Annotated in this window: 13 protein-coding genes; 3 read left to right on the forward strand and 10 right to left on the reverse strand. The window is 32.6% G+C overall.

Annotated elements, in window-relative coordinates; genetic code table 11:
* Nucleotide 1: 1 nt before the first annotated feature.
* Nucleotides 2–277 carry a DUF3781 domain-containing protein gene (locus tag PL77_RS12740; protein ID WP_044205718.1) on the reverse strand — a complete coding sequence of 92 codons (276 nt, stop codon included), beginning with the start codon at nucleotides 275–277 and terminating at the stop codon, nucleotides 2–4.
* 63 nt (nucleotides 278–340) lie between these two features.
* Entirely contained in the window at nucleotides 341–775 is a 435-nt protein-coding gene (locus PL77_RS12745) for a DUF1801 domain-containing protein (RefSeq protein ID WP_044205721.1), read from the reverse strand.
* Nucleotides 776–994: 219 nt separating this feature from the next.
* On the opposite strand from PL77_RS12745, the gene PL77_RS12750 reads away from it, so the two are divergent.
* Nucleotides 995–1,915 carry a DUF5996 family protein gene (locus PL77_RS12750; RefSeq protein WP_044205724.1) on the forward strand — a complete coding sequence of 307 codons (921 nt, stop codon included), beginning with the start codon at nucleotides 995–997 and terminating at the stop codon, nucleotides 1,913–1,915.
* 57 nt (nucleotides 1,916–1,972) lie between these two features.
* Here the strand turns inward: PL77_RS12750 and PL77_RS30530 are convergent, their stop codons facing one another.
* The 4 genes from PL77_RS30530 to PL77_RS12765 form a co-directional block, all read right to left on the reverse strand.
* Entirely contained in the window at nucleotides 1,973–3,343 is a 1,371-nt protein-coding gene (locus PL77_RS30530; protein WP_052444370.1) for a family 43 glycosylhydrolase, read from the reverse strand.
* Between the two features lie 309 nt (nucleotides 3,344–3,652).
* Entirely contained in the window at nucleotides 3,653–3,808 is a 156-nt protein-coding gene (locus tag PL77_RS31765) for a hypothetical protein (protein WP_156152352.1), read from the reverse strand.
* A gap of 135 nt (nucleotides 3,809–3,943) precedes the next feature.
* Nucleotides 3,944–4,636, reverse strand: coding sequence for a DUF2490 domain-containing protein (locus PL77_RS12760; protein ID WP_044205727.1), 693 nt, complete (start codon nucleotides 4,634–4,636; stop codon nucleotides 3,944–3,946).
* Nucleotides 4,637–5,009: 373 nt separating this feature from the next.
* Nucleotides 5,010–5,408: a hypothetical protein gene (locus tag PL77_RS12765; protein WP_044205729.1), complete on the reverse strand. Its 399-nt coding sequence runs from the start codon at nucleotides 5,406–5,408 to the stop codon at nucleotides 5,010–5,012.
* Nucleotides 5,409–5,862: 454 nt separating this feature from the next.
* Between PL77_RS12765 and PL77_RS12770 the strand changes: the two genes are divergently transcribed.
* Nucleotides 5,863–7,056, forward strand: coding sequence for a multidrug effflux MFS transporter (locus PL77_RS12770; protein WP_082026521.1), 1,194 nt, complete (start codon nucleotides 5,863–5,865; stop codon nucleotides 7,054–7,056).
* Here PL77_RS12770 and PL77_RS12775 read toward each other — a convergent pair.
* The 4 genes from PL77_RS12775 to PL77_RS12790 all read right to left on the reverse strand — a co-directional run bounded on the left by PL77_RS12775 (nucleotide 7,042) and on the right by PL77_RS12790 (nucleotide 10,665).
* Nucleotides 7,042–8,028 carry a hypothetical protein gene (locus PL77_RS12775; protein ID WP_044205736.1) on the reverse strand — a complete coding sequence of 329 codons (987 nt, stop codon included), beginning with the start codon at nucleotides 8,026–8,028 and terminating at the stop codon, nucleotides 7,042–7,044. The genes PL77_RS12770 and PL77_RS12775 overlap by 15 nt on opposite strands.
* A gap of 92 nt (nucleotides 8,029–8,120) precedes the next feature.
* Nucleotides 8,121–8,381, reverse strand: coding sequence for a hypothetical protein (locus PL77_RS12780; RefSeq protein ID WP_044205738.1), 261 nt, complete (start codon nucleotides 8,379–8,381; stop codon nucleotides 8,121–8,123).
* Between the two features lie 246 nt (nucleotides 8,382–8,627).
* On the reverse strand, nucleotides 8,628–9,107 hold the full coding sequence (locus tag PL77_RS12785) for a GtrA family protein (protein ID WP_044205741.1): 480 nt from the start codon (nucleotides 9,105–9,107) through the stop codon (nucleotides 8,628–8,630).
* A 148-nt stretch (nucleotides 9,108–9,255) separates the two neighbouring features.
* On the reverse strand, nucleotides 9,256–10,665 hold the full coding sequence (locus tag PL77_RS12790; RefSeq protein WP_044205743.1) for a hypothetical protein: 1,410 nt from the start codon (nucleotides 10,663–10,665) through the stop codon (nucleotides 9,256–9,258).
* Nucleotides 10,666–11,315: 650 nt separating this feature from the next.
* Between PL77_RS12790 and PL77_RS12795 the strand changes: the two genes are divergently transcribed.
* A complete protein-coding gene (locus PL77_RS12795) occupies nucleotides 11,316–12,002 on the forward strand; it encodes a hypothetical protein (protein ID WP_044205746.1) in 687 nt (228 codons plus the stop codon).
* Nucleotides 12,003–12,029: the final 27 nt, after the last annotated feature.

A 12,029-nucleotide genomic window follows, 5' to 3' on the forward strand; every position in this document is an offset into this window, starting at 1 on the left:
TTTATAAACAAACCTTCAGTTTATCGAGTCGATCTACAGTAATTACCCTAAATGTGTAGGAGTTAATAGTGATTCTAACATTGTGTTTTACATTACTTATATAGAAATTCTTACCCTTTTTAAAATAATCATCTTCATCAGTATCTTGTAATATTTCTAGAAGGAGAGACTCAATTTTTTGTCGATCAAAATCAGTTGAAAGTTTTTTATTGATTCGCCCATACACTAGTTCAGTGTAACAGATGTATTGAATGATTTGTTGTTTTCTATTTGTCATTAATAGTAAGAATCAGAGTGAGCAATTGAGCATTTCAGTTGCTCCATAATTAGAAATTCCTTTTTATATACCAAGAGTGACCAAGTCCTTAACTTTATGGTATTGTAAAGTTGCTTTGATGCAAGCTTTTATTTCAGGAACAGGAATTTTTTGGTCTAGGTCAAAAACGATGGCCCTTTTACCTTCATACTGGAAAGTACTCCCAAATACAGACTGGAAGGTCTCCACTAATCTGCTTGAACATTGAAAATAAAGTGCATATTGATGAGGTTTTTTGGTTTTCCAATCCATGCGTAATGTACTTCCATGCTTTGTGATATAGCTAGGTTCTCCCCATTTTAGTGTTTCCTCCAAGATGTCAATACTTTCTATTTCTTGGGCGGTTTCCAAAACCAATGTTCTTAATTGATACATCTGAGGCTTGACAGCATCAGGATAATTTTCGAAAATGTGAAGGACTTCAGGATTAGAGTCCAGTTGGAATGAAAGATCAGACATGATTATTTATTCGTTCATTATTTTTATCTTAGTAGGTAAGTATTAAGACAAAATTATTTATTCTATTTATTTGCGATTACCTCCTTCAAAAACGCTAAATACTAAATAGATCGACTATTCATATGTTTTATTCGCCAAGAGTCAATAAGAATTAATGATGATCTATTTTTGACTTAATACCTCACTCAAGTTATTGATAATAATAATTTTTCAAAAACAATGAACCCAAAAAGCACTAATTCTCAATGGCCTGTACTCGATTTTCAAGAAATTGAAGCAACACTAGCTACACTACACCAATGGATTCAAATTGTTGGTAAAATCCGTTTGAAGACAATGCCTTGGCAGAACCATTCATGGCATGTGACTTTATACGTTTCTCCGAATGGTATTACAACTCAAGGGATTCCATTCAATGGGAGTTTTTTTCAGATTGATTTTGATTTTGAAAATCATGAATTGATGATAACAGCATCGCAAAAAGCACCTGAAGTTATTCCATTACAATCTATGACGGTTGCAAAGTTTCATGATTTATTGTTTGAGAAACTCACAAAACTTGGAGTAGAAGTAACAATTCACGGTAGTCCAAATGAAATGGAGCCTGCAATTCCTTTCAAGGAAAATACAACGAATAAAACTTATGATCCAGTGGCTGCGAATACCATTTGGAAAGCATTAATGCAAGCCAATTGTACTTTCCAAAAATTCCGAAGTCAATATATAGGCAAGTGCAGTCTCGTTCATCTATTTTGGGGTGCATTTGACTTAGCCGTTACTCGTTTTTCAGGAAAAGACGCTCCCTTACATCAAGGCGGGATGCCTAACATGCCATTAGAGGTAATGCAAGAGGCTTATTCAAAAGAAGTGAGCAGTGCTGGTTTTTGGCTAGGCTCAAAAGACTTTCCAGTACCTTCATTTTATGCTTATGCCTACCCGAGTGCTCCTGAGTTTGGAAACCAAAAAGTAGCACCAAAACAAGCATTTTACAGTGAAGAAATGGGAGAGTTTTTCTTGAAATATGAAGATGTTCAACAGTCTGATAACCCTGAACAAATGTTACTAGATTTTCTGCAATCTACTTATGAGGCAGCGGCAGAGACATCGAAATGGGATCGAGATAATTTGGAAAGAAAATAAAAAATAGTTTAGATTTTTTATCAGTTCACCATTTTAGGTGAACTGATATTTTTAAAATTATTCTACAATAATACTCTTGACTTCCCAAGCTGTATTTTCACTTTCAGCAGCAGGCTGAAGTGCAATTTGATGCAAGTATTTTTGATGCTTTTGAAAGTCTGATAATGGAATAATGATTTCTTGCCAGTCAGTAGTATTCGATGTATTGATGGTGAGCCATTCTTCCTGAGACCAGTCTACATTATGAGGATTATTTTTTGTGTAACGTTTAGGGTTTTCATAGCTATACAAAGCCATTTTTATTTGTTGAGTAGTTGTGTGCTTCTTCAATTTTAAGCGGACCTGTTTGCAAAGGTAAATTGGGCTGTGTAAATAAGGAGTTGAGGTAATGATAGCTCCTTTTTCAGTAGTTTTACCAAATAAGGTACCCTCCTTTTTATTGTAATTAAAATCTGTTCCTTGCTTTGCTTGCCAACCTTGTGTAGAATAAGTAAAATCATAAACTCTGCCTGGTAGAGGATATTCAAGGTTGACTTCAGGGATTTTCACGGTTCCATCTTCGTTGAAGTATAGTGGTCTTAATTGTACCCCTCTGTAATAGGCATTTGTTTCATGATTTTCTTGAATGCTATACCATTGTCCTTCCCACTCAAAAGCACTACCGTGACCACCGTCTAGGTACTCTCCTTTGTAGCTATATGGACCATGTAATGTTTTTGACATTCCGTATTGATTGCCCCAAAAGAGGTAATACCATTCATTTCTTTTGAAAATGGTAGGCTTGTCACCCGTAGGTTTTCGTTTTCCATTGTCCAACATAATGGATAGCTTTTGAGGTTTGTCCGCCAAAGAAATCATATCATCTCCCAATGTAGCAATGTAATACTGCCCTGCTCCAAAGATGATATAATGCTTTCCATGATCTTCAAAGACTTCGGGGTCATACGATTTAGTTTTCGTTAGCCCTTTTGGAAGAAGTGGTTTACCCAAGGCGTCTTTCCAAGGTCCTTTCATGGAAGGTGCCACCATTACGCCAGTGCTGTACGTTCTATTGGAAAAATACCAATAAAATTTCCCGTCTTTTGTAGCTACATCTCCCGCAAAACAATTATCATGATCTCCAATATAGGTTTGAGTAGGCAAAATATTTAAATGATGTTCCCAATCCATCAAATTAGTGGTAGACCAAAGTTCCCATCTGTCCATCACACAAGCACCATAGGTGTCCCAGCTTTTATCATGACCGCACATGGTATACAAAGTGTCATTGACAATGATGACATGCGGATCAGCCAAACCTCTATCGGGAGCTATACTATTGATACTTACAGGTTCTTTTGTAACGCTTTTATGTTGCTGTTTGATACATGAAAAGGAGATGAAAAAAAGGATGCAATAAATGCATTTCAATACGTACTTGTTTGCCATTTTAATATTCTAATTTAAAGTGTCATTTCATTTCAAATAGGATATTACTAAATGTTACTACAATAAAAAGAAAGTAATCTTCATGTATTTAGTCCTACAATAAATCACCCTTTAAATAAGAAATATTTACCCTCTGTATTGTTTTTATATTTGAAGCTATTGATATGAAAGTCTTAGTTTTGATTGATGTTTCAACTAGAAAAAGTGAACTCCACTACCTAATTTTAAAAATAAGTGAAAGCCAGAAACAAAAAAGGTTGTCACATTATGATGTAACAACCTTCCTTAAGAGATATTTTATGAGATGGATTAAATCTCGTCATCAATATCTAAATCAAATTTTTCCAGCGAATTGATTTGATCTTCCCAATCCGAACCTTCTATATCATCTAGTTCATCAAAAGAAGTTTCATCATTATCTAATAATAAATCGTCGTCTAAATCGAATGTTAAGAAATCGTCCATAGCAATAAGCATTAATGTGTTTTAGAATAAATTGAAATACACTCTATAGTACGCCAATGTCTACACTATGTTTTTAGTATTAGAATCTATTTACAGAAAATAAATTTAACCTTAAAACCTTGTTAATGAAGGGGTTTAAATGCTTGTTTTCTTGCGTCCAAACAGAGGTCCAGTTCTTAAAGGTTTGATAGTATGTGATACCTTTACCCTTATCATATTTGATTCATTGATGAAGGAAGACTCCGCTTTTGTATAACTTCTCTCATTGATGTATTGTAGGGTAACAAAAACATTTTTATATGCTTTCCTTGTCAGACCAATGTATAATCTATTTGAAGCTACTCTTGATTTGGGGTCATTCAACACAAAGAAGGGTTCAGCACCCAAAGTACAATACCCAAAGAAGGTGGAAAATTTTACCGATGGGTTATACCTTAATCTAAATCGAGTGTCTGTACCATCAAAGAAGATTTGTTCTTCAAAACGTAAACGTTGAGTAAAAGTGAAAATACTTAACCTTGAATTGAATACAAAGTCTTGATAAGGGCGGAATTCCTCTCTGGCAGCATTGCCCGCAACAAACATGACACCTCCTCTGACATAAAAATTATCATTTATGTCATATCTTAAACCACTTCTTGCTTGCCATCTTTCACCTTCGGGAAAGTAAAAACGGTAACCTACATCAGAATCAATAGAAAACTTGTATGACAGTTTATAGCGATTAAAATAATGAAGCCATAAAATATCATCTTGAGCAAATGATTTACTTGTAGTAATGACAACAATAACGAAGCCTATAATTAGGTGGCATATAGTTTTTGTCATGTTAGGTTTTTGAAATAATGATTGATATGAAACAAAATTAGTAATTAAATTTTGATATACATCTTATTCAATTGATTAACTCCGTTAATTAATCATAATCATGACAAAAAGAGCGAATTTTGAAATTTACTTTTAAATAGTGAAAGAGCTAAATTCAGTTTGTGTAACCGCTAAATTTAGATGTATTTAAATTATTTAGAATACCGATAATTGTGAAATTTAAATGGGGAAAGTATTGATAATGCTATAATTTGAAGCAACATCGAGTTGTTATTTAAAGTTTGGTAGCATTAATAGATGTGAAGGAATTTGTTATAAGTAATCTTAAATTGATATTAGTTTATATTCTAACAAATTAATTCTCATTTTAGTTTTAGCATACTTTCATTTGTCTCTCTACATTTTGGATATCGATATAAGCATCAATCCAATCTTTCGCTTCATGCAACTTTTTAAAAGTGTTGATACTCCATCCTCTGTTGTAACCCATTGTTTCTAGGGTATTTCTTTCAAAATGTGATGATGATGTAACAATGACAAATTGGATTTGCCTAGAGAAACCTAACTCACTTAAGCGAGCAATTGTGGTGTACTTATCAGTGATGTCAAAAGGAAAATCGAGCCGTGAGCCATCTACAAAAAGTAAGCTGGAGTGATTTTGCCTGAGAAAACCGGCACATTCTTTAAGAGCGATTATTAAAGAATCCATTTTAGGTGTACCTTCTAATGTTAGTCTCACTAAGTAAGCGTTTGTTGAAATATTATAATTCATAGTCCATTGGGAAATAGTATGACGTTTAATTAAAATAAAGGTAGTTTAAAAGACTGTAGTTTACATAGATGTCTCAAAATAATCAAACTTTTCTCAAATAGATTCTTTATAAAATGCAATTCTATACTTTGTTTTTTAGAAATTGAAGATTGTTGTCTAAACGAATATAATCCTCATTATTTTACCCTAGATGGAGGTTTTATATAAAAACTGTAAATTCGAAGAATTACATAATATCTCCTAAAACTACAAATTGAACAATTTTTATTTAATTTGTTAAATATCAATTATTTATGAATTTTTTCTTCCTAAAATATGTTCATTTCTTCGCGGTTCAATAGGTGCTGTAACATGAAGTGAGTCCTGTGAATTTATCTCAACGAACTTGAACAAGTGGTTACGAAGTTTTGATAATAATGTAAATGCTCCGTAATTGCGGACAAAAGCTCATTTCATGAAAAATAACAAACACTTTACACTCATCTTATTATTAGGGTCTCTCTCCATGATTGGTCCATTTAATATAGATACCTGTCTTCCTGCATTTGGTCGAATTGCCAATGATTTTGGAGTCACTTTTTCCCAAGTGGAAATTAATACATCATTATTCTTTTTTGGTTTTGGAATAGGCCAACTTTATGGTGGTTATATTTCTGATTTAAAAGGAAGAAAGTGGGTGGTGAGTAGAGGACTGGGCGTGTCCATGCTAGCCAGTTTGATATTAGTCATGGTCAATCAGCTCGAAGTTTTTTACTTAATGCGATTTGTTCAGGCCATCGGAGCAGGTTTCGTAGGGGTTTCGGTTGCCGCAATTGTAAGAGATAATTTTCAAGGAAAGGAAGCCGCAAGTGTAATGTCCATGGTCGCTATGATTGCGATGGGAGCACCATTGATTGCTCCGTCCATAGGTGCATTTTTATTATCAATAGCGTCATGGAAGGCTATTTTTATATTTATTGCAGTGTATGGCTTGTCCGTTCTCATCTTTTTGAATTTGAAATTGGAAGAGAAAATTCAACCCCAACGTCAATCACATAATTTCCTACAAGGGATCAAAAAGGTATATCAAAATGTACCGGCATTGGCTTACATGGCCGCAATGGCTATTCCTTCAGGGGCGCTGTATACTTATCTTACTTCTGCACCTTTTATCTTCCAAGAATACTTTGGTTTAGGAGAGCAACAGTTTGCGATACTCTTTGGTGTCAACGGTTTTTCTTTGATCATTATGAATAAGATTAACTCAGTTTTGGTCAAGAAACATGGCCCTAAACCATTGATGAATGTAGGTTTAACAATACATTTTACATCTTTAATTGTATTACTGATTATTGTATCTGTATTTACACCTACACTCTATAACACAGTGCCATTTATTACCTTACACGTTTCCACTTTAGGGCTTATCTCTGGTAACGCGACTTCTGTAGCGTTGGAAAAATTTGAAAAGCATTATGCAGGTATAGCAAACTCTCAGATGAGGGTAGTAGGTATTATCATTGGTGCAGTAGCCGGAGCAATTGCGAGCTTATTGAATAACGGTACGTTATATCCAATATTAGGAGTGATGATTACTTGTTCAGCACTTGGTATTTTTACCTATATATCATTGAAGAAAAAAGCACAAAAAACGCTAGTTTCTGCGTAATACATTTTTAAAAATAAATCTTTTGATTTGATGAGGAAGGTTGATGTACCAAGGAAGATTATTCCATGATATATAAGGTACATCAACTTTTTTTTGTGTCAGTTGTTCAAAATGTCTTCTGACTTCATACTCATATTGAGCTGTAGAGCTAGGCATTTTGATGTAAGTTCCTAGGTGTAAAGGGCTTGTACACCTTTTTTCTTCTTGGAGAAATTGATTAAATATCAATAATCGTCCATGTTTATTCTTCTTTTTGGGGTCTGCGGTGTTAAGAAAATACTGCCACCTAGAGTGGTGATGGATAAAAATGGAAGAGGCTTCAATTTGATTCTTTTGATCATAAATGGAGTAGATTCTTACCTTCTTTCTTATTACTAAAGCAGGAAGGATTTTATTTAAAAAAGCATTTATTTCTCGGTTATCCCTAACTCCAATTTTAGGTAAAGTAAATTGATTAAAAAGCTGTAAAAAACCATCAATATTTTGGTCTAGTTGTACTTTCTGATTTCGCTTGATGGATTGTCTAACATTCTTCTTTTTTGATTTAGAAAAAGAGGAAAAAATAGTATCATACCCTTCAGATAAGTGAATGTTTAAATCCTCACCAGTTTGAAAACCTGTATATTTCCCGTTTGTATTACCTATATATTCAATACAATAGGGAATGTGATTTTGAATCAGAGTTATTGCTTCTTTTAAGAATCGTTCAGGTTGTTCTAAAGTAGAAAAATAACCCAATTCTGGAGTAAACAAAGGCATTTTGATAAACAAACGATGAGCTTTTTGATATACAGGAAAAGGCATTACCCACACATATTTATTATGTTCTTGTACTACTATGCCCCACCAATCAGGAGCAACGATATCCAAATACCATGAATGTGCAAACAGAAGTGATTGAGGTGATGTATTGATACATTCATCCCAAAGGTCTGTGTCAAGTTTGTTTCTTTTAATTAATTCTACTTTCAAATTTTCTTCAATTTTGACACAAAAAAAACACAGTACATTTAAATTCCAAATAAAAGTACTGTGCCTTGCTATTTCTATCAGAGGATTACTGTCTATTCATCTTCTTTTTTCTTTCGACGCCTTTTAGGAAGTTTATCAAGTTCCACTTGAACAAGTTGTCCCATCTCATCAAATGAGAGGATATGTGAGATTCTGCCACCTTCTGGCAATGGTTCTCCAACGTCATATTTAAAGAGTGATAACCTAGAGAGTATATCTCCATTAGTGGAGGCGATATATTGACGGTTTGAGTTGAGATCAGTAGTGTGATCAAATTTTAGGTTATAACTTTTTGAGTTAAATAAAACTTCCATGAGAATAAAATGAGTATAGTTTAAAGGTTAGACAAATATTTAATGTGTTGATTTTAAATAGATTATAAATATGGTTGAAATATTAGATAATTACTAATAAAATGATGATTGTGTACCTTTTTTTATGAATTCAGTTGTTATTTTAAATCATTCATTCAAATGATGTCCTTCTCTTATTCTGATGAAGTATTCGGGGTACAATCTCTTCAATAATTGGAATGTAAGTTTTCTAATTCGAATGCTTTTTCAATCACTTTTTTTGACTTTGAAAGTATAGAAATGTTGAGAGATATACGAAAAAATGACCGCAACAATTGTAGTAAGCAGTTTTGATGGAGTAGGATAAAAATGAAGAATATCCACAAAGACCTTCATTAAGATATAATTGATAAAAATGGAGCCAATACTTACCTGAAAATACCTGAAAAATTGTACCCATCCTCCAAGGTTAGAGTCTTGAAAAGTCACATATTTCTGTAATAAAAAACCGGAAGTTAGCGTGATAGGGTAAACCATAAATAGAGCTGCTATATGTGAGCTCATTATAAACAACCCAAAATCTATATTTTCTTCGAAAAGAACGTAATGAAAAATTAGAAAATACAATACTAAGTCCAATACCATATTCCCACCTCCAATTGCAGCATATCTAAACGTTTTGATCGGAATAAACTTTTCAAAGGGTCTGTGGAAAAAATCTATAAATTGTATAATCGTGTTTTTCATATTTGTTTTTTGTCTCGGCAGAAGACAAATATATCACAGAAATACAATATTATGCACAATTCATTCTTGCTTGTTCATGAATATTAGGTAAATGTGTTAAGGGTGAAAAAGTTACGTTATCAAACTTTACTATGTATAGCGTCGTTTTTTATTCTTCTTTATTAGGTAAAGTATGAAATAATAAATGGTCAATATGCGCCTCAAAATTTTGATCAATGCTTGGGTCTTTAAACATCAATCGAAATTTCATGGTATTGTCTTGGACAATATTGTCTATACCCGCATAGATAGTATCATTTTTTATCGAATAAATGTATAGCCTGTAGGCTTGAATACCACTATTACCTATTAAGCCAATTTCATGATCTAAGTTTTCAGTTCTGAGCTTTGTGTTGTTTGAGTTAAGGTAATAATAGCTTTTTGCTTCTGGCATTTCAGGTCCTAGGTTAATATGGATTCCATTTCTATCAAAAGTGGGTGAAGTAGAATTATCACCTAAGAATAGCCTGTAATTGTTTTGGTACCGATAAACTTGAGCACCTATAGAAGCATCATCTGATGAAAAAAGGTTATTACTTTTTGTGAAATACATATTTTTATGGTTTGAAACATAATGTACCTCTACTGTATCGCTACTTTCATTGATGCTTCTATTTTTGGTCTCTTCATAACTTTGGAAGGAAATATCTTGATAAAAAGGTTTACTGTAAACAGAAGTATCCCCTTCTTGATACACCAAATGAAGATCTTGACTTACTTGTAATATTAAATTCGAGTTGTTTTCTAAAGAGTTTAAAGCTTTATTTCTTTTACCATTAATCAGATAGAGGTAACCATTTTCGTCTGAAGTATTAATCTCTAATTGTGGTGGATGAACCGATGAGGTAGTGAAATCAAATGTTCTAATAGTCGAAAGTCCTTTTTCTTTTTCAAATTCAAGTTGGCCAAAATACTGTGTTTGAGATTGTAAATTTTTAAATTGAAAGGCATCAACATTTCCAATAGTTACCCTCTCTTTTGGTTGTGCCGTTAATAAGTGTCCCTTCTTAATATCCACAACTTGAGCGAAATTTTCATCGAGAGCAAGGGTCAAGTATGTTTTTTTGACGTTTGTATTTTCTCCTTCATTGACCCATGAAATTGTAGTTTCCCAAGTTGATGTTTTTATTTCATTGAGATTAATAACATAAGGTTCTGCAACGGGGTAATCACTAAATCTTATACTGTCTATTGTTTCTGAAATAAGTTCACTATTCTGCTTCCGAAAGAGTTGTAGTGTAATATAAAATGTAGAATCCCCTTTGGGATAGGTATGAGAAAGTGTATCTGCCTTAGGGTTTTTAAGACTTTTACCATCTCCCCATTGCCATTGTAGCCTTACTTCTTCAGAGGTGTTTATAGTATCAGTGAGGTTTACAAAAGTGACTTTTCTGTAAAAAGCATCTACTTCTTGGATCTTGAAATTAGGTTCAATAGTAATTTCTGGGAATTGAAAGGTAGGCTCTTGATTGCAGGAAAATAATGTGAAATATAATAATAAGAAATAGTACTTTTTCATTATGAATGACTGCTTTATGGTTAATGTCACTAAATTAACCTTGAGTAAATTATTAATCAATTTTTTTGCAGTTAGTGAATAAACAATCTTATATTTGTTCTATTCGTAGACTTGTGACAATTGAAATGAATTAATTACTCTCTTAGTTTTAATGTGAATTTTACGTCTACTTAATTATCTTAAAATCAGTCTATTAACATTAATTATATGTCTACTTGTAAACTTAATTTAGACTTGTGACGTCTAAGTATACTAAGCGTGACTTATAATGTGATCTCAAAAAAAATTATTATAATGAAAGAAATTAAAAATCAGCAAATTAAGGAAAGCAACAAGCTATCAAGTTTAACATTCAAAGACATTATTGATACAGCATATTTATCACTTATTTTAGGTGTAATTGTATCAGGTGTTTATTCATACATAACTTTATAAAAGTATAACAAAGTGTAATGAATTGAAATAGAAAAAGCTCTTCACCAATGTCAAAATTGGGAAGAGCTTTTTGGTATTATTTAAATATTGTAGGCTTTGTAATCATTGAAGATCGAATGCCTATTTACACATAAACTTAGTGTTATTTTAAAATTAATCTTTGAATATTTAGAGCATTTTGACCTATTTTTCAAAGATTCTTTTATTTTTGATATATGAAGACATTAATCCAAACTACATTCACTTCACTAGAACAAACAAAATTGTTTTATGAAAAGCTAAATTTTCAAATCCACGATTATGAAGATTTACTAATCGCAAACGATGGTGTAATACAAATAAGTCTTACCAATAAGCAATTTATGAGAAAAGGGATCGTCATCTATTCTGATACGTTGGTAGAGCAAATAGAAACAGTTCAAAATGAATTTGATGTTTTAGAAAACGGAGAAGGATATATACTATCTTCACCTTGTGGAGTTTGGGTTTATATTTATAGAGGAAGAGGAAAAAAGTTTCTTTTAAATTCAACACCTTGTTCTATTCTTGGTAGTTATGCTGGCTTAAGTCTTGAAAGTTTAAATTTAGATCATTCAATGCAGTTCTGGACTGAACTTGGTTTTGAATTACAAATGGGAAGTGTCGAGAGAGGATGGCTCACAATGATCAGCAGAGATGGTTTTATTTTGAGTATCATGCAGGCATTAAACAGCCCACATCAATTTTTCAACCCTTCTTTGACCTATTTTAATGGGAAACAGAATGAAAGTGTCATAGAAGAAATTAGGGAGCGAAAAATTACAATTACAGAAGAGATCACCTATTTTAATAAAGCAGGAATTGTAGATAATGTCATATTAAGAGATCCTATGGGGTTAGGCTTTTTTGTTTTTAATGATTAGTAAATACATTGTAAACTAAGTTTTCGT

Source organism: Flammeovirga sp. OC4, from assembly GCF_000812565.1.
GTDB lineage: Bacteria > Bacteroidota > Bacteroidia > Cytophagales > Flammeovirgaceae > Flammeovirga.